General features: G+C 61.3%; 19 protein-coding genes and 1 pseudogene. 7 read left to right on the forward strand and 13 right to left on the reverse strand.

Annotated elements, in window-relative coordinates; all coding sequences use genetic code 11:
* Genes M0D69_RS15290 through M0D69_RS15315 form a run of 6 tightly spaced genes read right to left on the reverse strand, consistent with a single transcriptional unit; the run spans nt 1 to nt 8061 of the window.
* Nucleotides 1–1551 carry an AMP-binding protein gene (locus tag M0D69_RS15290; RefSeq protein WP_301782801.1) on the reverse strand — a complete coding sequence of 517 codons (1551 nt, stop codon included), beginning with the start codon at nt 1549–1551 and terminating at the stop codon, nt 1–3.
* Nucleotides 1544–2077: a (2Fe-2S)-binding protein gene (locus M0D69_RS15295; protein ID WP_301782802.1), complete on the reverse strand. Its 534-nt coding sequence runs from the start codon at nt 2075–2077 to the stop codon at nt 1544–1546. Before M0D69_RS15295 ends, M0D69_RS15290 begins: the two co-directional genes overlap by 8 nt.
* Nucleotides 2074–2889 (reverse strand): xanthine dehydrogenase family protein subunit M, encoded by an 816-nt coding sequence (locus M0D69_RS15300; RefSeq protein ID WP_301782803.1) that lies wholly within the window; start codon nt 2887–2889, stop codon nt 2074–2076. Before M0D69_RS15300 ends, M0D69_RS15295 begins: the two co-directional genes overlap by 4 nt.
* A complete protein-coding gene (locus M0D69_RS15305; protein ID WP_301782804.1) occupies nt 2886–5930 on the reverse strand; it encodes a molybdopterin cofactor-binding domain-containing protein in 3045 nt (1014 codons plus the stop codon). Before M0D69_RS15305 ends, M0D69_RS15300 begins: the two co-directional genes overlap by 4 nt.
* The gene (locus M0D69_RS15310) at nt 5927–6550 is read right to left on the reverse strand and encodes a UbiX family flavin prenyltransferase (RefSeq protein ID WP_301782805.1); all 624 of its coding nucleotides are present in this window, start codon (nt 6548–6550) and stop codon (nt 5927–5929) included. The genes M0D69_RS15305 and M0D69_RS15310 overlap by 4 nt, the downstream gene beginning before the upstream one ends.
* Nucleotides 6550–8061, reverse strand: a complete 1512-nt coding sequence (locus tag M0D69_RS15315) for a UbiD family decarboxylase (RefSeq protein ID WP_301782830.1) — start codon at nt 8059–8061, stop codon at nt 6550–6552. The genes M0D69_RS15310 and M0D69_RS15315 overlap by 1 nt, the downstream gene beginning before the upstream one ends.
* Nucleotides 8062–8272: 211 nt before the next feature.
* Here M0D69_RS15315 and M0D69_RS15320 point away from each other — a divergent pair, with 211 nt between their 5' ends.
* Nucleotides 8273–9187: a LysR family transcriptional regulator gene (locus M0D69_RS15320; RefSeq protein WP_301782806.1), complete on the forward strand. Its 915-nt coding sequence runs from the start codon at nt 8273–8275 to the stop codon at nt 9185–9187.
* Between the two features lie 15 nt (nt 9188–9202).
* Here M0D69_RS15320 and M0D69_RS15325 read toward each other — a convergent pair whose 3' ends face one another.
* Nucleotides 9203–9595 (reverse strand): VOC family protein, encoded by a 393-nt coding sequence (locus tag M0D69_RS15325; RefSeq protein WP_301782807.1) that lies wholly within the window; start codon nt 9593–9595, stop codon nt 9203–9205.
* A 26-nt stretch (nt 9596–9621) separates the two neighbouring features.
* Nucleotides 9622–9990, reverse strand: a complete 369-nt coding sequence (locus M0D69_RS15330; RefSeq protein WP_301782808.1) for a YciI family protein — start codon at nt 9988–9990, stop codon at nt 9622–9624.
* A gap of 208 nt (nt 9991–10198) precedes the next feature.
* Between M0D69_RS15330 and M0D69_RS15335 the strand changes: the two genes are divergently transcribed.
* From M0D69_RS15335 to M0D69_RS15345, 3 genes and pseudogenes are all read left to right on the forward strand, one after another.
* Entirely contained in the window at nt 10199–10591 is a 393-nt protein-coding gene (locus tag M0D69_RS15335) for a DUF6232 family protein (RefSeq protein WP_301782809.1), read from the forward strand.
* 106 nt (nt 10592–10697) lie between these two features.
* Nucleotides 10698–11027, forward strand: coding sequence for a hypothetical protein (locus M0D69_RS15340; RefSeq protein ID WP_301782810.1), 330 nt, complete (start codon nt 10698–10700; stop codon nt 11025–11027).
* Between the two features lie 367 nt (nt 11028–11394).
* Nucleotides 11395–13179, forward strand: a pseudogene (locus M0D69_RS15345) (IS1634 family transposase).
* Between the two features lie 462 nt (nt 13180–13641).
* Here M0D69_RS15345 and M0D69_RS15350 read toward each other — a convergent pair.
* The 4 genes from M0D69_RS15350 to crcB all read right to left on the reverse strand — a co-directional run bounded on the left by M0D69_RS15350 (nt 13642) and on the right by crcB (nt 17177).
* Nucleotides 13642–13974 (reverse strand): DUF4148 domain-containing protein, encoded by a 333-nt coding sequence (locus M0D69_RS15350; protein ID WP_301782811.1) that lies wholly within the window; start codon nt 13972–13974, stop codon nt 13642–13644.
* Nucleotides 13975–14304: 330 nt separating this feature from the next.
* Entirely contained in the window at nt 14305–15000 is a 696-nt protein-coding gene (gene hutC, locus M0D69_RS15355) for a histidine utilization repressor (RefSeq protein ID WP_047845903.1), read from the reverse strand.
* A gap of 20 nt (nt 15001–15020) precedes the next feature.
* Nucleotides 15021–16565 (reverse strand): histidine ammonia-lyase, encoded by a 1545-nt coding sequence (hutH, locus tag M0D69_RS15360; RefSeq protein WP_301782812.1) that lies wholly within the window; start codon nt 16563–16565, stop codon nt 15021–15023.
* A 234-nt stretch (nt 16566–16799) separates the two neighbouring features.
* Nucleotides 16800–17177 carry a fluoride efflux transporter CrcB gene (crcB, locus tag M0D69_RS15365; RefSeq protein WP_301782813.1) on the reverse strand — a complete coding sequence of 126 codons (378 nt, stop codon included), beginning with the start codon at nt 17175–17177 and terminating at the stop codon, nt 16800–16802.
* Nucleotides 17178–17370: 193 nt separating this feature from the next.
* On the opposite strand from crcB, the gene M0D69_RS15370 reads away from it, so the two are divergent.
* Together M0D69_RS15370 and M0D69_RS15375 are read left to right on the forward strand one after the other, a co-directional pair.
* Complete coding sequence (locus M0D69_RS15370) at nt 17371–18693, forward strand: mechanosensitive ion channel family protein (RefSeq protein ID WP_301782814.1); 1323 nt, start codon at nt 17371–17373, stop codon at nt 18691–18693.
* 147 nt (nt 18694–18840) lie between these two features.
* Nucleotides 18841–19878, forward strand: a complete 1038-nt coding sequence (locus M0D69_RS15375; RefSeq protein WP_301782815.1) for a LysR family transcriptional regulator — start codon at nt 18841–18843, stop codon at nt 19876–19878.
* On the opposite strand, the gene M0D69_RS15380 is transcribed toward M0D69_RS15375, so the two are convergent.
* Entirely contained in the window at nt 19879–20184 is a 306-nt protein-coding gene (locus M0D69_RS15380) for a YciI-like protein (protein WP_301782816.1), read from the reverse strand.
* 418 nt (nt 20185–20602) lie between these two features.
* On the opposite strand from M0D69_RS15380, the gene M0D69_RS15385 reads away from it, so the two are divergent.
* Entirely contained in the window at nt 20603–21478 is an 876-nt protein-coding gene (locus tag M0D69_RS15385; protein ID WP_047845898.1) for a lipid A biosynthesis lauroyl acyltransferase, read from the forward strand.

The following is a 21478-nucleotide window of genomic DNA, read 5'->3' on the forward strand; positions in this document are numbered from 1 at the left end:
TTACTCCTTCGTTGTTTCGGTATGGTTGTTCGTGGTGTCGATGTCGTATTCACCGGCAGATAATTTGCGTCGCAGGATTTTTCCGACTGGCGACTTCGGAATGTCCCCGACAAAAACGTAGTCGCGCGGCCGTTTGAAATTCACAAGGTCCGACTCGCGGCACCAGTCGTCGAGTGCGCTGGCATCGACGTATTCGCGGCGCTTGATGAACGCGACCACGCGCTGGCCCCAGCGTTCGTCTTTCACGCCCGCCACGGCCACTTCGTCCACGGCCGGATGCAGCGAGAGCACCGATTCAATGTCGACCGGTGAGATGTTTTCGCCGCCGCTGATGATCATGTCGTCCACGCGGCCGCTCACGAAGAGGTCACCGTCTTGGTCGAAGAAACCGGTGTCGCCGGTGAGGTACCAGCCGTCACGCAATGATTTTGCATTTGCATCGGGACGATTCCAGTAGCCTTCGAATGCTTCGTCGCCCAGCAGGTCCGCAATGATCTGGCCTTCCTCGTGCACGGCCGCGAGATCGGCCGGCGAGGTTGCATCCAGCCTCACCACGCGCAGCCGTGTGTTGATACCCGCGCGTCCCGCGCTGCCGGGTTTGCGTGTAGCGTCCTGGTCGATGCTGCACGTGTACACCTCAGACGATCCATAGTGATTCACGAACAGTTCAGGCTTGAACGCGGCCGACAGGCGCTTCAGCAAACCGTCGCTCATTGGCGCGCCTGCGAAGCCGAGCTTCGTGACCGAGGCTATCTTTGCGTCAGCGAAGCCGGGCGCGGCCAGCAGGTCGTGATAGAGCGTGGGCACAAGATAGAGGCACGTGAGTTCGAATGACGTGATCGATTCGAGCGCCTGAGCCGCGTTCCAGCGTCGCACGCACACGAACAAGCCGTCGACCAGTGCCATGGCGAGCAGCGAGCGCACGCCCATGGTGTGATAGAGCGGCATCACACCCAGCGTGCGTTCGCCGTGGCGGTACAGGTTCTGCGCAACATGCGCGAGCGCAGCAGCGCGTTCATGCCGATGCCTGCGCGGCACACCCTTCGCTTTGCCCGTTGTGCCGGAGGTATAGAGGATCAGCGAGACATCGTCGGCGGTGGCTTCCGTTGTGCCGCTTGCCGCATGCACACTCAATAGCGCGTTGAATGAAGTCGTGCCGCGTGCATCGTCCAGTGCGATACGCGGCAGCTTCTGCGCCGCTGCGCTTGCGTACACGGCGTCTGCGGAAACTGGTTCGAACACGACCGCCTTCGCGCCGGCATCGGTCACGCAATAATCGAGTTCCTCTGGCTTCGCGCGCCAGTTCAACGGCGTCATGACGATGCCCGCGAACTGGCAGGCCCAATGCAACGTTGCCATTTCCCAGCGGTTTTGCAATACCACGAGCAAGCGGTCGCCGCGCTCGAGACCCAGCTCTCGCAAGCCAACGGTTACGTTCAGGATGGTTCTGTGCCATTGCGCATAAGTCAGCCGCACGTCGCCATCGACGAGAGCGAGCGTGTTGGGGCTTCGTTCAACGCTTTGCAAAAAGGTGCGGCCGAGATCAAGCATGTTCGGGCTCCTTCTTGCTGCTCTCGTTACGCTGAGCAGCTACGTCCAGCACTGCCGCGACGATCGACGTATAGCCAGTACATCGACACAGATGGCCCGACAGCATCTCGCGTACTTGTGTTTCCGTCGGATCAGGCACCCGTTTAAGGTAGTCCGCGCACGACATCAGGATGCCCGCCGTACAGAAGCCGCACTGCAATGCATGATGTCGTTGGAATGCCCACTGCAGATCGCCCAGCGTCTGGTCCGGCGCGAGTCCTTCGACCGTCTCCACATGGCGTCCTTCCACCTGCACGGCCAGCATCAGGCACGACCGTGCTGCCACGCCGTCCACGTGCACCGTGCACGCGCCGCATACGCCATGCTCGCAACCCACGTGCGTTCCGGTCGCGCCCAGTTCGTGGCGCACGAAGTCGGACAGCAGGTCACGCGACTCGCAGTAACCCGTGCGCTCCCGTCCATTGAGCGTCAAGGCAATGCGCCGGCGCTCGCCCCGGTCCAGCGTGGTGGATGATGTCTTGCTCACTTCGCCTCCTCTATTACGCACCATCCGAGTTGCCGCACCAGATGGCGTCTATACGTTGCGCTGACATGCGAGTCGTCCTGCGCGTTCAGCTTCCAGCTCAAATCATTCAGTGCGCCGCGCAAGTCCTCGCCGTGCAGTCTTGGCCATTGCTCGACCACTGGCCGGTCCGCCACGCCGCCGACCGCCATCCTGATCGATGTATCGGTGACCACGGTGGCGCACGCGACCATGGCGAAGTCGCCGTGGCGTGCTGAAAATTCAGTAAAGCCGTATCGCTCGCCGGCCCGTTTCAACGGAAACCGCACGCCTTCGACCAGTTCGTCGGGCTCGCGCGCGGTCATCAACATGCCCTGGAAAAAGTCCTCGGCCTTAAGCACGCGCTTGCGTTTCTTCGAGCGCAACATCACGTCGCCGCCCAGCACCGAAAGCACCAGCGGCAACTCCGCGCTCGGATCGGCATGCGCGATCGAACCGCAGATCGTGCCGCGATTGCGGATCTGAAAGTGCGAGATATGCGGGAACGCGAGCGCGAGCAACGGCACTTCGTTTTGCAGCGACGCACGCCACTCCACGCCGCCTTGCGTGGCAGCCGCACTCACCACGAGATGATCTCGGTCAACACTCACGCGATCGAGGTCCTCGGTTCGCGAGATATCGATCAGCAGCCGCGGCTGCGCAAGCCGCATGTTGAGCACGGCCATCAGCGACTGGCCGCCCGCGAGGACCCGTGCGTCTTCGCCAGCGTGCGCCAGGGCATCGAGCGCGTCTTGCGTGGAGGCGGCGCGCAGATAATCGAATGGCGCCGGTTTCATGACTTCCTCCTGAAGCGAGCAACGAGTCGACCGAGCCACGAACCACCCGTTTTCACGGGCTTACCCGCAGCCTGCCGTCCCAATGATTCAAACAATTGCCGCAGCACGACCTTGGCCGCGCCCTCGAGCATCCGTCCGCCCACGGCTGCGACCTTGCCCGAGACCTGTGCCTCGTAGTCGTAGGTGAGGCGCGTGCCGGTATCGATACGCATCAGTTCCACGAGGCCATTGCCACGCGCGCTGCCAAGCGACGACATGCCCGCGCCGGCCAGACGCAGCCGATGCGGCGGATCGAGATCGGACAGCGTGATCTCCGCTTCGAAACGCGCCTTGATCATGCCGACGCCCACGGTCACATCCGCGCGATACGCGTTCTCGCCCCTCGCCTCAAGCGCGTGACAGCCGGGAATCACCTTGGCGAGTGCGTTCGGATCGAGCAGCACCGCGAATATCGCTTCCGGCGATGCAGCGAGACCCACGCTGCCTTGCGCGGTCAGCGCCTTGGCGCCGGGCAGCACCGGCTTCTTCTGTTGTGTCTCGCGGAACTCGGGCCGCGAAGGCTCCGGATCGTCGATACCGATCAGCCCCATCACCTTTGAAGGCGTCAGCGGCAAACGAATGTCGTCGACACCAAGCGCATCGGCCACTGCGTTCGCCACGCATGGCGGCGTGCTCATGTTGTTGCCCTCGCCCAAACCCTTGGCGCCGAGCGGGGTAAACGGCGATGGCGTCTCCAGATGAACGATCACCGGATCGGGCACTTCGCACGTGGTCGGCATCAGGTAATCGGCGAGCGTCCCGGACTGGAAACTGCCGTCGGCACCATAACGAAACTCCTCCATCAGCGCCGCGCCGAGCCCCTGCGCAAACGCACCGCGAATCTGGCCGTCGGCGAGTGCGGGGTTCAGCAGCGTGCCGGCATCGTGCGCAGTCACATAACGGTCGATGCGCACGCGCCCCGTTGCGCGGTCCACTTCCACGCCGCACATGTCGAATGCAAAACCATAAGCCGCCGATGTATTGATGCGGTCCTGCTCATCAGGCGCATCCATGTTTTCCGGCGTCCAGAACACGGTCTCGCGCAACCCCGGTTCTTCGCCTTCAGGCAGCAATGCAGGCGCCCAATGCGGAGCATTACTTGCGACGCGGCCGAAGGGCATGGCGCTGGTTTCGTCGCCTGCTTTGTAGATGCGGCCGCCTTCAAAACGGATATCGTCCGGTTTGCACGCCAGCTGCGATGAAACAATGCGCGCGAGCTTGTCCCGCACCCGCATGGCCGCAAGATGCACGGTGCCCGCGACCGCGCCGGCAAAGCGGCTCGAATAATTGCCTGCCGCCACCGACCACGCGTCCTTGTGCGTATCGAACTCCACGTTCACCACGATCTCGTGCGGCTCGATCCCGAGCACATCCGCCACCACTTGCGCGCACACGGTCATGTGCCCCTGCCCCGCCGGTGTCGACGCGACCGTCACGACCACGCCGCCGAGCAGATCGACGCTGACTGTCGCGCTCGCTATCGCGCCGCTCTTCGGGCCGGCTTTCTTGCGTGCTTCGGCGGGCATCACGGTCGTGATGTATCCCATGTTCGATACCGACGGCTCCACAATCGCCGCGAAGCCGATGCCATACAAACGGCCTTCCTTGCGTGCAGCGTCGCGGCGCGCTTTCAGTTCGTCGTAACCGCCCTCGGCGAGCGAACGTTTCAACGCTTCCTGATAGTTACCCGAGTCCAGCAACGCGCCCGCCGCCGCGCGATACGGGAAGGCATTGGCGGGAACGAAGTTGCGTCTATAAACATCCAGCACATCCAGGTTCAACTCGATCGCAATGCGTTGCATCAGGCGTTCGAGCGCGAAGTAAACCTGCGGCCCGCCAAAACCGCGCACGAGGCCCGTGGGCGTCTTGTTGGTCAGGACAACCCTGTTCCGCACCAGAAGTCCGGGAATCGCATACGCGCCCGTTAAACACCCGTGCATGCGATAAAACGTGGCCGGCTCCGGCGCGCGCAGATAACCGCCGCAATCCTCGATCTGGTCGTAGTTGAGTGCGGTGATCCGGCCGTCGTTGTCCACCGCCGCTTCGAGCGTGGTCAGCCGCGCCGTGGCGGAGGTCGCCGCGCTCAGATGTTCGAGCCGGTCTTCCACGTATTTGACCGGCGCGTTCGCCTTGCGTGAGGCCAGGCACATCAGCACGACGTACGGGAACACAGCCTGCTTCACGCCGAAGCTCCCGCCGGAATCGCGCGGTGCTTTATGACGAAGACGGTTGGCCGGCACGTTCAGCGCGAGGGCCATCACCGCGTGCAGCGAGAACGGCCCCATGAAATTGGACGTCACGTCGTAACCTTCGTCGCCGGAAAGATACTCGGCCACGACCACGCCGCATTCGATCGGCGCACACGTATTGCGCGGATAATGCGCCTCGATCTTCACCCTATGAGGTGCGTTTTCGAACGCCGCTTCGGGCTCGCCATAGCGGAAACTGCGGTCGCTGATCACGTTGCTCTGAACGTTCGGATGCAGGATGGGCCCATCGTCCTTGAGAGCGCCTTGTATGGACGTAACCGGGTCGAGTGTCCTGTATTCCACCTTGATCAGGTCGAGCGCGTCTTCGGCGAGCGCGCGCGACTCGGCCATCACCACCGCGACCGGTTCGCCAACGTAGCGCACGCGATCGGTCGCGAGCGCCCACTGCTCCATCTTCGATTTCACACCGACCACGAACGGCCGCGACCACGCAGCAAGGTCGTCACGCGTCAACACCGCACGCACGCCTTCATACGCGAGCGCGGCGGTTGTATCGATGGAGACCAGTTCGGCATGGGCGTGAGGCGAGCGCAGGACGGCTGCTTGCAGCGTGCCCGGCTTCACGCCGATGTCGTCGCCGTAGCGGCCGCGTCCAGTCAGAATGGCCGGATCTTCGAGGCGTTCCAGCGACTGGCCGACATAGCGCTTCTGCGACACCTCGCGTGCCGGTTCGACCGCTTCAGACGCGCGCGCGTCGATACCGGCAAGACCGGCCTGTTCGCGCTGATTCATTCGTCGGCTCCTTCGTTGCGCCGTGTGCCGAATTCGTCGGCAAGACCGCTCCAGCGCCGGGCTATTTCGCGGTGCTCGATGCTGAACAAATCGAGAATCCGGCCAACGGTATGGTCTACGACGTCTTCAATCGTCTTCGGATGCGCATAGAACGCCGGGACCGGCGGCATCACGATCGCGCCCATCTCGGTCGCGAGCGTCATGTTGCGCAAGTGCGCGAGATTGAGCGGCGTTTCGCGCGCCACCAGCACCAGCCGGCGACGCTCTTTCAGCATCACGTCGGCGGCGCGCGTGAGCAGGTTGTCGGCGAAACCGTTCGCTACCGCAGCCAGCGTTTTCATGGAGCAGGGAGCAATGACCATGCCGCTCGTGACGAACGAACCGCTGGCAATCGATGCGCCGACGTCGCGTACGTTGTGCACGACATCGGCGAGCGTTTCGAGATCGGTTCGCGTGATCCCAAGCTCCTGCGCCGCCGTCACCGCACCCGACGCCGACACGATCAAATGCGTCTCGTGCGTACCGATACGGCGCAGCGCAGCAAGCAGCCGCACGCCGATGACAGCGCCGCTCGCACCTGAAATGCCGACGACCAGACGCGGCTTTGTATCGGCGCTCATTACTGGTCGCTCAGGTACGTGTCGAAGGCCGCGTTGTCGGCGGCGACAAGCATGTCGAGGTCGACTGCGTCGTAGCCCGGAATTCGCACGCGGGTAAACACATGCCCCGAATAGACCACCGGCCGCGTGGCATCGAGGCCCATCTTCGTGCTGATGCCCTGCAGATGCGTCGGTTCATCGTCAGGATGACCAACCGTTGTCGACGGGTCCAGCGGCGAACCCTGCGCGCCTTCTATCAGCACGAGATCGCGGTCGGCCTGGAAACGCGTCGCGATCGCCCATTCGATTTCCGCGGGATCATGGATGTCCACGTCGGTGTCCACCACCACGACCTGCTTGATGTCGTAATGCGCACCGAACGCGCACAGGATCACGTTCTTCGCCTCGCCCTCGCGCTTCTTCGCGAACTGCACCCACAAGTGATAACGGCACACGCCGCCCACCGAAAGATGCACGTCGGTCACGCCTGGATGACTGCGCTGAAGATGCGATAAAAGCGTCGCCTCGCGCGGAATCGCACCGAGCAGCAAGTGCTCCATTTCGGCCGGCACGATGGTGTGATAAATCGGGTTCTTCCGGTGCGTGACAGCAGTCACCTCGATCACTTCTCGCGCTTCCTGCGCGCTGTAGTACTTCGGGAATTCACCGAACGGACCTTCCGCTTCGCGCACGTCCGGCAGGATGCGGCCCTCGATCACGATCTCCGCAAACGCCGGCACGCGAACCTCGCTGGTCACGCATTTGACGACCGGCAATGGCGCGCCATGCAGTGCGCCGGCAATTTCCAGTTCGTCGAAATCGATCGGGGAGATGGCTTGGGACGCGAGCATGGTCAGCGGATCGACGCCAATCGCCACTGCGATATCGAGTGCATCGCCCGCCGCTTCAGCCATCTTCTGGAAGGCGTAGAGATGGCGCGGCAGCAGCAGGATCGCCATGCGATCACGGGCGTGAACCTGGATGCGATTGATCGAAACATTCTGCACGCCCGTACGCGGATTGCGCGCGATCACGAGACCCGCGGTGATGTACGGGCCGTTGTCGTGTTCGCTATGCGTGGGGATCGGCAGCAACGCGTGAAGGTCGATGCCCGTGGTATGCAAGACTTGCTGGCAGGCCGCTTCCCCTGCGGAAACTTCCTTCCACGGCAGTGGATGATCCGCTGCGTCGCGGAAACGTTTCAGCAGGTCTTTCTCGGCCACGCCCATTGCTTCCGCGATCCAGGCGCGCTTCGACATGAAACCGCTGACCACCGGCATGTCGTGACCGCCGGGTGCAAGGAACACCGCTGCCAGCTTGCCGTCGAGCCGCTTCGCCACGGCCGCGAGTTCGTGTTTCAGCGCGACTGGCTTTGCGATAGTCGCGAGGCGTCCCGTTGCCGACAGGTGCGCGAGCCAGCCACGCAGCGACAACGCGTCGAAAGACTGCCTGGCGGGTAAAGTTGGCGCGGTTGGTGCGGCGGATACGGTGCCGTTCGCCGCGGCGTCACGTTGGTTCATCTGCGTCTCCATCATTTGTGAAATGAAGCGTAGCGACAACGCGATATAACCTCTAATAGTGTTTTTTGATGTTTTCGATCAGTGCGCGTGATATCCGTATTTGCCCCGATGTAAGCATTCCGTTAGTGGGATTTCACTGCCATGGGGACTGGATGTCCGACACGCGAGTCCGGCATCTGATAAATAATTGCTCCTTCATTAGACTTATTGATGGCCTGCCGACATGGACCTGAAGCAGATTCAGTATTTCATCGCGCTGTTCGAGGACGGCTCCGTCACGCGGGCGGCGAAGCGGCTGAACATCGTGCAGCCGGCGCTGAGCATGCAGATCGCCAAGCTCGAGGACGAACTGCATCAGCAGCTATTCGAGCGCGGGGCGCATGGCATGGCGCCGACCGCGGCCGGACGCCTGATGTACCGTCTGTTCCTGCCGATCATGCGCGACCTCGCGCACGCGCGCCAGCAACTGGTCCAGCGTGATGAAGTGGTCACCGGGCATGTGTCGATAGGGTTGATTGCGTCTGTGACAGAGAGCGTGCTGGCGGACTCACTGTCGCGTTTTCACGCCCGCTATCCGCATGTGGAAGTGACCGTGTCCGACGGTTACAGCGCGACCTTTATCGACTGGGTATCGGGCGGGCAGCTCGACGCCGCGCTGATCAACAAACCGCGCGCGCGTCTGTCGCTCGACTCGCAGCCCTTGCTCGATGAAGAGATGGTGCTGGTCACCAGCGCCGTGCATGGTCCCGACTTGCCGCACGCCATCGAGCTTGCGCAGCTTCCTGAGCTCGAACTGGTGTTGCCGACCAAACGCCATGGTTTGCGCGGTGTACTCGATACCGCCGCCCAGCATGAAGACGTATTGCTCGCGCCTCGCTTCGAGATCGACGTGCTGAGCACGATCGTCAAGCTGGTGGAAAGCACGCGCTTTGCGACGATCCTTCCGCGCATCGTGGTCGAGCGCGCGGTGCGGCTCGGCACGCTGCGCGCCTATCCCATTCTTGCGCCGCGGATTGTGCGCCATATTGTTCGGATCAGCCATCCGCGACGTCCGTTGAGTGCGGCGGCGGAAGCGCTGATAGCAATCATTGCCGACGAATTGCGACTGGTGTCCAGCGAGTCGACGCTGGATGCGTGAACTTAGCTAGTGCTCTTATCGATCTTCGAGAACGGAGAAAATATTGCCCGCCGGGTCTTTGAACCAGGCGATCACCGGGCCGCGTGGATCGCGGCAAATCCCTTTTTCGTCTGTCTTCGGAAGCGGTGCGTCGTAGTGTTCAAAACGCACGCCGCGTGCGCTCAGTGCGTCGACTGTCTGGTCCACGCTGTGGACCAGGAAGTTCAGCACCGTGAATGTCGCGGGCACATGATCGGCCTTCGGATAGACCAGCACGTTGTTGCCGCCCGCCAGATGCAGCTTGAGAATTCCCATGGGCTCGCTCGTCACTTCAAGGCCGAGGGCCTCGGTGTAAAACGCCTTCGCTTCGACGAGATCCTTCACCGCAAAACCGCTGAACGCGGGACTGTCTTTCAATAGCGTTTGCATCGTTTGCTCCTTTCGGGTTGTGCAACTCATGCGTCCGACCATGACGCCCGCAACTCCTTGACCGGACGCACTTCCACGCCGCCCAGACGCGCGCCGGGAAATCCGGACGCCACGCGCATGGCTTCGTTCAGGTCGCGTGCCTCGATCAGGATGAAACCGCCCACCTGCTCCTTGGTCTCGGCGAACGGGCCGTCCGTGATCGAGACATCCTCGCCGCGAACCCGTAGCGTGACCGCCTCCTTTGCGGACTGCAGCGCCTGGGAGGTGATGAAATGACGGCTCTCGCGCAAGCGCTCGTCGTACGCCAGGGATTCGTCGACCAGTGCGCCGTACTGTCGTTTCGACAGATCGTCGAGCACGCGCTCGTCAAAGAAAATGAGGCACAAGAATTTCATCGATGTCTCCGGTTGGGGTGGCTTCAGCAGGTAGACGCTTGAGGCAGGTGCAAATCGACAGCGAACGCACACAAAAAAGTATCGAAATGTAACGGGTCGCTTCGGGTTGTCCGCCCGGGCTCGGGTCCGGTGCGACGATCTGCGGATGCGGCGGGCCGTGCGTGTCTGTTAATCTGCGCCTTTCTTTCCGCCGACAAGACTTCGAACCATGCAACAGGATCTTCCTTTTAACGAACGAGGTATTACGTTTGCCCGCGCCGGTTTGAGTGCGTCGGGGCAGTTGTTTCCGTTGCGCGATCTGCGCGGCGCGACGGTGGTGATGGTGCCGAAGCAGAAGCCCTTGCCTGTTGCGCTGGGGGTGATCGGCCTGATCGTGGCGGTAACGGGTGGAATTCTCAGTTCTGGGCCGGCGTTGCTACTTGGCGTGATGATTGCCGTGGTGGGATATTTGTCCTGGATTACGCAGGACGTGATCTACAGAATGTACGTGACGACGCCGGAGGGTGAGCGTGAGGTGTTCACGACGAAGGACGAGGAGTTTGCGCAGCGTGTTGCGAAACTGGTGCGGGAGGCCATTCCGGCTGCGCCGACGCCTGTTTAACGCTTTCTTTACGGGGACGGCAAAGATCCATGCCCGTTGTTAATACGGTGCTCGCTAAAGTGGTGTTGTTCCCACCACCGCCCGTCGCGAGACGGTGCACTATCCGATGCTTCAGGCAAGCGTTGCTTCCCCGGTCCGATCCTCTTCTCTTTCAGTGGCCAAGCCGTTCGTGCGGGCCACACGAAAACTTCACACGGTAGTTGCGTTCGATCTCATCCTGCCGGGGCTTGACTCCAGCGGGCCGCGCCGCGTTTTGCAGAAGGCGCTGGGCGACGAAGCGCGCATGCAGGTGGTGGCGACGGATCGCCGGCATGAAAGCGTCACGTTGCACGTTGAGGTGCCGTCGCGGTCGTTGAGCGATGTGATTGGGGTGGTGACTTCGCGGTTTGAACAGGCGACTTTGGGGCACGCAACCACGTTTACACTGCGGCGCTAGTTGGTTTCGTTCGCACTCGGGGTTCTGGTTGGGGGGGCCGGTGGTTAGGGGGGGCCGGGTTGGTGCTGCTTAGGCCTGCGGTCCTTATATGTTGGATGTTCTCTTTATCACTATTAGCCACTGTGCGTGGCGGCACTTCATTTCTTTGCGACAAAACGAAGCAAAGAAAGCGCTTTCCAACCACGGGCGAGTTAGCCCAACTTTCGCTATTCGCACGTCGAAGCGGCGATTTTTCACGGTTTTCTAATATGGCTGCCGCCGTAACTCCTTGATTTAACGCGAGAGTGTTCGCGGGGGATTGCCAGAATCGCTTGTAGTGAAGACTTTGGTCCTTGGCAGTGGCGCATCTCGTTCCTACACTGGGCGAATGTTCCTCAAGCGCACACAGCGAATCAAGGACGGCAAGGCGCACCACTACTGGAGCGTGGTGGCGAATCGGCGTGTGTTGAATGGCAAGGTCGTGCAGCGCCAGGTGCTGTATTTGGGCGAGATCAACGACAGTCAGCAACTCGCCTGGCGCAAGACGATCGAGGTGTTTGACGAAGGCGCTAAACGTCAGGTCGCGCTGTTTCCGGAAGGCGCGCAGCCGGCAGGTGACGCCAAGGCAGTGGGCGTGCGCTTGAGCGAGTTGCAATTGAAGCGCCCGCGGTAGTGGGGAGCGTGCTGGCTGTCTTGCGTGCTATGGCAGCAGTTAGGCCTGGACGCATTTTGGTCGGCGCGCCTGCCAGCTTCACGCAAGGGAACGCGCTGGCTGCAGGTGTTGCAAACCCTGGTGGCGTATCGGCTGATCGATCCGGGCTCGGAATGGCGCCTGCACCGGCACTGGTTCACGTCAAGCGCGATGGCCGATCTGTTGGAAGCCGACTTTGGGCTGGCCGAGAAAGATACGCTGTATCGCTGCCTGGACAAGCTGCTGCCGCACAAGGACGCCTTGATGCTGTTTCTCAAGCAGCGTTGGGGCGAACTGTTCGGTGCCTCGTTCGACGTGCTGCTGTACGATCTGAGCAGCACTTACTTCGAGGCCGACACGCCGCGGGAAGCACCGGACAAGCGTCAATACGGCTACAGCCGCGACAAGCGCGGCGACTGTCGGCAGGTCGTGATCGGCCTGATCGTCACTCCGGAAGGCTTTCCCTTGAGTTACGAAGTGCTGGCCGGCAACACGGCGGACTGCACCACGCTGTCCGATCTGCTCAAGCGCATCGAGACCCGATACGGCAAAGCCAATCGAATCTGGGTCATGGACCGCGGCATTCCAACGGAAGAGACGCTGGCGCAAATGCGCGAGATGGGTGCCTCTTACCTGGTGGGCACGCCCAAGGGGCGATTGAGCAAACTGGAGCAGTCCTTCCTCTCAGCTTCGTGGGAGCGTGTGCGCGACGGGGTGCAAGTCAAGCGCCTGCCTCACGAGAGCGAAACCTATGTGCTTGCCGTGAGCGAGCAGCGCATCGGCAAAGAACGTGGCATGCGCCAGCGCCGACTCAAGCGCTATGTGGAAAGGCTCAAGCAGTGCCGCGCACAAAGCCTCACACGCGACCAGCTACTGATGAAAGTGGGGGCGGCCAAACAAGACGCCGGGCGAGCCGCGAGCCTGATCCGACTGGCACTGCCACAAAGCCATGAGGCGGTGACGCCAGATACCTTCCGCTTTGAACTTGACCGCAATAAATTGCGTCAGGTGCGCCGCCGCGAAGGCCGTTATCTGTTGCGCACTAACCTCTCGAGTCACGACCCGGCACAGCTTTGGAGCTTCTATATACAGCTTACGGAAGTCGAGCAAGCGTTTAAGGAACTCAAGCATGACTTAGCAATTCGACCGATCTATCACTACAAAGAAGAACGCATCGAAGCACACATCTTCGTGGCCTTCCTGGCGTATTGCCTGCAGGTCACGCTCAAGTACCAGCTCAAGCGTGCGGCTCCCGGCTTGACACCTCGTGCGGCGCTGGAGAAATTTAAGACCATGCAGATGGTGGATGTTCATCTGCCCACCACTGACGGGCGTCATCTGATCCTGTCGCGCTACACGCAGCCAGAACCCGAACAGCGTCTCCTGCTCGACCAATTAGGTCTCAAGCCGCCTGCGCAGCCACCGCCGAAAATCACGGCCCGACCATCGCCAATCGCCCCTACGCAAACCTACGCCCTGTAGTGAAGACCTTTGAGGTCAAAATCTTTAAAAATCAATGAAGTAGCCCGCTCCGGCACTGCGAATAGCGAAAGTTGGGTTAGTGCCCCTAGCGTGCAGGCCCGGCGCTTTTGGCACCTGATAGCACGGTGCCCGCCAGACTGAAGGATGTTTGAACCCCGACCTCTCCGAACACCGATACCCGCACCCTTCGCCACCAGTGACTGAACCTTCCCAAGGGGCACCCCGCGCTATCCGCGTACACACCAACCCAGCCTTGACCCCGACTGCTACGCCCGAAAACTCCGTGCAACCCGGCCCCCCCGACCGCCAACCCCAAAACCGCCCAAACCCGTCCACCGGCGCGAGCGAAAAAAAACTCGCCGGCCGCTTTCCAGCGGAGGACGAGTTTTTCATTTGGCGCGTTATCTCGGACAATCAAGTCCCACGCCGGACCCGGTCAAGCCAGGTCCATTTCAGCGCTGCTTATTGACCGAAGAACACTGAGCCAGGGGCATTTTTCGCCGGTGCAGCCGAGCTACGAACGCCTGTTGCCGAGGTGCCGCTGGTCGAAGGACCATACGACGTCGCTGCCTGGCCGTTTTGTGCATCCACACGCGCTTGTGCAGCTTGGATGTTGGCCGGGTAGTCGATCTGGTCGCCATTCGGGTTGTAACCAGCCTTTTCCAATTGAACCAGTTGCGCCTTCACTTCAGCACGCGTCACCGGACCGTTGTTGTCGGTGCTTTGAGCAAACGCGAACGTCGGAGCTGCAAGTGCCGACACGATAACAACTGCGGGAATAAGTGACTTGAACATGGTGATACCTCCAGTATTTTGTTTGTCGTCTCGAAACAATCTCAGAGGGATATAAGCGCTTTCTGAATCTGTTTCGGATGTAAGAAGTCTATGCTTCGAAACCTTGAGGGAAAACCCTTATTTACGCGAAACATCATTGTTAGATTAGCAATAATCGCGTGGAAATGGCCAATCGGGGGAATTTTGAAGGGGAATTTCGGAATTTATTACCGAATAAAGCGCGTGAGCCACTTCTAAATTCGCGGAGAACCCACGGTGCGATGAGCAGTAGTGCTGTTTTCCGCAAGAATCCCGCCGGACCCAAGGCTAGGTCCAACGGTGGCGCCGGGCCTAGAAATGACCCGTGAATTGATATCGATCGCCGGGATGCCAGAGGTTCGCCACCGACGCCACCGCGTCCCGCGACCAGGTCCGCCGATGCAACATGAGGCACGGCTCACCGGCTTTCATCGACAGCGCGAGGCCCGTGCTCTCATCGGGAAGCGCCGCTTCAATCCGATATTCAACGCGCTGCAAAGGCGCGGCGACCATCAGGTATTGATTCGGCGTAATCCGCGTGAAGTCCTGGCGCGCGTACTCCGGCGCGAGCGCGGGATTGACCCAGCGCTCTTCCAGCTGGATCGGCAGATCGTTTTCGAAATGCAGCACACGCGAATGAAACACCGGGCTACCCTCGGTGAGCTGCATTTCGAGCGCGAGACGTTCGTCGAGTACGGACGCGCCCAAATGCATCACCTCCGCCCGATGCGAATGCCCGCGCCCGATGATTTCGTCGGAGATACTGCGGATTTCGACGAGCGTCGACGCGTATTTCGGCTGCGCCACGAACGTGCCGGCGCCTTGCACGCGTGTCAGGATCTGTTCGGCAGTCAGTTCGCGCAACGCACGATTGACCGTCATGCGCGCGACTTTGAACTCGCGTGCGAGCTCGTTTTCGGAAGGCACCTGGTCGCCTTCCTTCCACTCTCCCGCGTGAATGCGCGTGAGAATGTGATCCTTGATTTCCTGATACGCGGGCGTACTCATGCTGGGCGTGTGGCGTCCAGTTAAACGTGCAATTGAGCTGCCGAAACGTCGGACACAAACGAAAGCGGGCAATGTTTTGCGATCTCGCCGCTTTGCACCTGCTTCGCAATGGCCGCGATATCCGGTGCAAAGTAGTGATCCAGATCGTAGTGAGCGACTTCCGAGCGCAACGTCTTCATCACTTCGGCCAGGCGCGAGCTGGTTTGATGCGGCGCGCGCAAGTCCACGCCTTGAGCGGCAGCGAGCAATTCGATAGCGAGAATGTTCGCCACGTTCTCCGCGATATACCCCAGCTTGCGAGCCGCGAACGTTGCCATCGAAACGTGATCTTCCTGATTCGCCGACGTAGGCAACGAATCGACGGACGCCGGATGCGCGTAGGTCTTGTTCTCTGATGCAAGCGCCGCAGCCGTCACGTGAGCAATCATGAAGCCCGAGTTCACGCCGCCATCGCGGACGAGAAACGGCGGCAAACCGGAGAGTGTTGCGTCGATCAGCAACGCGATCCGGCGCTCCGCCAGCGCACCAATTTCCGCGGCGGCAAGGGCGAGGTTATCGGCGGCGAACGCAACGGGTTCCGCGTGGAAATTACCGCCCGAAAGCACTTCGCCAGTGTCCGGGAAGATCAGCGGGTTATCCGATACCGCGTTCGCTTCGATCAGCAAGACGTCGGCTGCATGACGCATCTGATCGAGGCACGCGCCCATCACTTGCGGCTGGCATCGCAGGCTGTACGGGTCTTGCACCTTGTCGCAATCCTGATGCGAGAGATTGATGCCCGAGCCCTCCAGCAAGGTGCGATAGGCAGCGGCCGCATCGATCTGTCCGGCGTGGCCGCGCAACGCATGGATGCGGGCGTCGAAGGGAACGACGGAACCCATCGCGGCATCGACTGAGAGCGCGCCCGATACCAGCGCCGTGCGGTACAGGTCTTCAATAGCGAACATGTTGTACAGCGCCAGCGCGGTGGAAGCCTGCGTGCCGTTGAGCAGCGCGAGACCTTCCTTGGCCTGCAACGTCAGAGGCTCGAGCCCGGCGACGCGCAAGCCTTCCAGCGCACTCGCGCGCTCACCGCGGATCGTCACTTCACCAATACCCAGCAACGCCGTCGACATATGCGCGAGCGGTGCGAGATCGCCCGATGCGCCGACCGAACCCTTGACCGGAATCACTGGCAAGACATCGGCGTTGAACAGCGTGATCATCGCGTCCATCACAACGCGCCGGATGCCCGAGTGGCCGCGCCCGAGGCTCGACAACTTCAGCGCCATCAGCAGACGCACGACCGGCCGCGACATCGGCTCACCCACGCCCACCGCATGCGACAGCACCAGATTACGTTGCAGCAGTTCGAGCTGATCGGCGGGAATGTGCGTACTCGCCAGCCGGCCGAAACCCGTATTGATGCCATAGGCCGGTTCGCCTTTGGCGGCGATATCGGCGACGGTTTGCGCGGAGGCGTCGATGGCGGCAAAGCTGGCCGGATCGAGTCTTAATTCATCCGATCCGCGTGCAATCCGGCGCAAATCCGCCAGGGTGAGGTGGCCGGGGGTCAATTCGATCATGGCAAGTCCTGTCTATACAAGTTGCGGCCCAGTCTAAACAAACAAATGCCCCAAAACAAGGCCGGAAAACACCTAAATTGGGTTATCCGGTATCGATGTGTCGATTTTTCCGCTTAGTTGTCTATACAGCGATTAACCTTTTCTGCATCCGGAAGTGTGTCAGTTACTGCCCAGGCAACGCCGCCACTTCTGAGCGGACCACCTTGAATCCGTGCGCTTCGAAGCATCGCCGAATCAGCGCGTCAGCGAGACCGTCGCGATGCCCAGGATGGTCATCACGACCGACGCGGCCACGTGAATCGCGATTTCGCCCGCCGCCCAGCCATAGCGCCCTTGCTGCAGATGCGCGACGACTTCGGCCGAGAACGTCGAGAAGGTGGACAGGCCGCCCATCAAGCCGGTAATGACGAACAGCCGCCATTCCATCGATACCCCAGGGAAGCGCGCGAACCAAGCCACCGCCACGCCGATCACATAACCCGCGATGACGTTCGCCGCGAGCGTGCCCAGCGGGAGGTTGGGGAACAACGCGTTCAAGCGCAGGCCGAGCACCCATCGAAACAGGGAACCGAGCGCGCCGCCAACACCTACAGCCAGAATCGACAGATACATGAGCGAAGGGAAAAAATAAGGGGGAAATCAGGGACAAACAAGCGCAATGCGCTCGAAGGGTGCACAAGGGCGTAATGATAATGGAGCGCACGCACTCGCCGATACAGAAAGCGCCACGCCGCCATTCATGCACAATACGGGTCGAATCTTGTTCGCCCCCGCGTTCGCCCTTTCTTTGCCTCACATTGTCCGCATGAATCTAGACGACCTCGTAGACACCGTCACAGACACGCTGCAGCAGCACTACCCCACCCATCACTGGGCGCAGTTCGCGCTCGGCATGCTGACGCTCGTGCTGGCCGCGCTGTTCGCGCAGTGGGTGGTCGCGCGCATCGTGCTGTATTTCGCGCACCGGCTGCTCGTGCTGACCGAACGCGAAGCGTGGGACAAGGCGCTCGCCCGGCATCGCGCGTATCACCAGCTTTGGTATGCGGTGCCATTCGCGGCGGTGGCGATCGGTATCGGCGACGTGCCGCATATTGGTCACGCGGCGCAGTTGATCGAGCGGCTCGCGCACGCCGGCGCATGGGTCTGCGTCTTCTTCGCCATGGGCGGCGCGCTCAGCGCATGGCAAGACGTGTACGCGGCAAGCATGGAGGCGCAGACACGCTCCATCAAGGGTTACATCCAGATCGGCAAGCTCGCGCTCGCGTTGATATGCGGTGTGCTGGTGTTATCGATCGTGATTGACCGCTCGCCGCTCTGGATGCTGTCCGGCCTCGGCGCGTTGTCCGCGGTGCTGCTGCTCGTGTTCAAGGACACGTTGCTGTCGCTGGTGGCGAGCACGCAGCTCACATCGAATGACATGCTGCGCATAGGCGACTGGATCGAGATGCCGCAATCGAACGCCGATGGTTTTGTGAAAGACATCGCGCTGCATACCGTGAAGGTGCAGAACTGGGACAACACGGTGACCACCGTGCCCACGTACAAGCTCTTTTCAGAGAGCTATCGAAATTATCGGCAGATGTTCGAATCGGGTGGACGGCGTATCAAGCGGACGCTGCGAATAGATGCAACGTGCGTGCGTTTTCTCACCAATGAAGAAACCGCGCACCTCAAGCAGTTCCGCTTGCTGCACGATTATCTGGAAGAGAAGCAGCTCGAAGTCGACCAGGCGAACAAGAACCTGGGTGAGCTCGCAAGCGAGCCGGCCAACCGGCGGCGGCTGACGAATATCGGCACCTTCCGCGCGTATGGGCTCGCGTATCTGCAGCGGCATCCGGAGATCAGGCAGGACATGGCGATGATGGTGCGCATGATGGAACCGCAATCGGAAGGCATTCCCATCGAGGTCTATTGTTTCACCGCCGTCACCGCGTGGACACAATACGAACGCATCCAGGGGGACGTGTTCGATCACCTGCTGTCGATCCTGCCGGAGATGGGTCTGCGGCTCTATCAAGCACCGTCTGGCGCGGACATGAGCGGCCTCGTGAGCGGACGGATAGGCAGCGTAAGCAGCATCGGCAGTGCGCAAAGCGGCCGTTTGCGCGGCGAGTTGCCCACGGTCTAGCTGGAGAAGCAGGCAAGAATCAGCGATTTTTATGTATTCACGCGATGCTTCCCGATGCCTAAAGTGTGAACCTTGCCGGCATTCCTTCCGCATCACCTGAAGGTGCTCGCCGGTCATCGCATTTATCGCTTCTACAGGAAAACTCCCGTGACCGATCGCGTTCATGCTATGCGTGTTTTCATCCGTGTCGTCGATACCAACAGCTTCTCGCGCGCCGCCGAATCGCTCGGCATGCCGCGTGCAAGCGTCTCGACGACCATTCAACAACTCGAGGCGCTGCTCGGCGTGCAACTGCTCGCACGCACCACGCGGCGTCTCAATCTCACGGCCGAAGGGGCCGAGTGTTACGAACGCTGCGTGCGGATTCTCGCGGATATCGACGACCTCGAAGCCGGCTTTCACGGCCACGACGAGCGTCTGCGCGGCCGTCTGCGCATCGAGCTGCCCGATACCGTCGCGACCGCGCTGGTCGTGCCCGCACTGCCGGATTTCCATGCGCGTTATCCGCATATCGAGCTGTCGATCGGCATCAGCAACCGTGCGGTCGATCTCGTCGGCGAAGGTGTGGATTGCAGCGTGCAACTCGGCGAATTGCCCGATTCCGGGCTGATCGCGCGGCGGCTCGGCAGCTTCGAGCACGTGACGTGTGCGACGCCGGCGTATCTGGAAGCGCATGGCACGCCGAAAACGCTCGACGAGCTCTCGCAGCACTTCGCGGTGAATTGCGTGTCCGACCGCACCGGCCGGCCGTGTGATTTCGATTTCGAAGTCGATGGCGAAGCGGTGACCGTGAAAATGGCGGGGTTTGTACAAGTCACCGACGAACACGCGTATCTCGCCTGCGGGCTGCAAGGGCTGGGACTGATTCAGCCGCCGCGCATTGCCGCGTTGCCGTACCTGCGTTCCGGGCAATTGCGCGAAGTGCTGCCGCAATGGAAGTCGATGCCGATGAATGTCTCGGTGGCGTTCGTCAAGAGCCGGCAAGCCGCGCCACGGGTGAGTGCGTTCGTGGACTGGCTGGCGGAATTGTTCGAGCGCACGCAGGAAATGGACGATACGCTCACGCGCCTGTTCCGCACGGCACGCCGCCCGGCTTCTGCTCCGGTCAAGGCCGCAGCGCCGGTGCGTATGATTCGTGCGGCCCGCGACGAGGACGCGGACGCGCACGAGGAAACCGCGAGCTAGTCACGACGCCGGCCTGACCGGCTGCGCCGCCCCCTCGCCCGCCACCGTATTCCACTTGCGCACCTCCCAGCGCGTGACCAACCCCTCGGTCACATACGGATCGGCCCGCGCGAACGCCTCCACCACCGCGGGCGAATCCGCCTCGAACAGCAGCATCGCCCGATCGACGGGCGCCTCGAGCGCCCCACCCAGCAACAACTCGCCACGTTCCGCCGATTGCCACGCGACCGTCAGATGACGGTCGCGGAACGCCGCCCGACGATCCAGGTAATCGGCGCTCAATTCGTAGATCAATAAGAAGTGCATCAGCCTGTCTCCAGTTCCGGGCGGCGGGACGCGCTCGTTGCGCCTATACCCCCACTATTACGCCCGTCTATTAGGCCCACTACGTCCGTTACGTTCGTAAGAAAATGTGCTTATGCACAAGGCGTCAAAAACTGTATGTCGCGTGCCGTGTGTGCGATCATGACGACACTTTCGACGCATTCCTTCCGCACGCCCGTGAATTCCCGGCGACGGCAAGGGATCAGGCGGTGCCGGAAGCTAGCCGGAACGCGCCCATTGGCTGCCCGTCCGGCTCCTTTTTCGCCTCCTTTCCCGGCGATTCCGGCCGCGCTTGCTTCGCCGTTACTCCTCTTCGACATCCGGCTCCAGCCGATCCTCGAAGTTCATATTCACCCGGCGCTCGTCATACGTATTTCGCCGCCCGTTTCAAGGGGCAAGTTTGAACAACATCGGTTTCGCGCTGGTCGTAGCACTGCTCCGCGCGCTCGCTCACCTGCCCTACGGCCTCGTCGCGCGGTTCGGTAGCGGCCTGGGCGCGCTGCTTTATCTCATTCCGAGCCGTCGAAAGCATATTGTGCAGGTCAATCTGCAATTGTGCTTTCCGGGCAAGACCGCCGCCGAATACGAATTACTCGGACGTTCGCATTTTCGCCATGTCGTGCGCAGTTACGTGGAGCGCGGCGTGCAGTGGTTTGGTTCGGCTAGTGCCATCGAAAAGCTGGTGCAGCTGGAAAGCCGCATTGACCTCGACGATGAAAACGCGCCGCCCACCATTTTCATGGGCTTCCACTTCGTTGCCATTGAAGTGGGCTGCATGCTGTACTCCATGAAGCTGCCTATCACGGCGCTTTATACGCCGATGTCCAGCAAACGGCTCAACACGCTCGCCGTCGAACAGCGCGGCCGTTTCGGCGCCGACATGGTGATGCGTGCCGACAGCGCCCGCCGCATTCTCAAGCTGCTGCGCAACGGCGGCTCCGTGATGCTGGCCGCCGACATGGATCACGGCATCGAAAACTCGGTATTCGTGCCGTTCTTCGGCGTGCCGGCCTGCACGCTCACGTCCGTGTCGCGGTTGGCGCGCCTTGGGCACGCGCGCGTGGTGCCGTTCGTCACGGAAGTGCTGCCGGACTACAAGGGCTACAAGATGACGATCTTCGAGCCGCTCGCCGACTTTCCCTCAGAAAGCGACGAAACCGATGCACGCCGCATGAACGAGTTTCTCGAATCGCAAGTGGTGCGTTTTCCGGAACAATACTATTGGGTGCATCGCCGCTTTAAACACCGGCCGGAAGGTGTGCCGGCGGTTTATTGA

It is taken from the genome of Caballeronia sp. SEWSISQ10-4 2 (genome assembly GCF_030464885.1).
Taxonomy (GTDB): Bacteria; Pseudomonadota; Gammaproteobacteria; order Burkholderiales; family Burkholderiaceae; genus Caballeronia.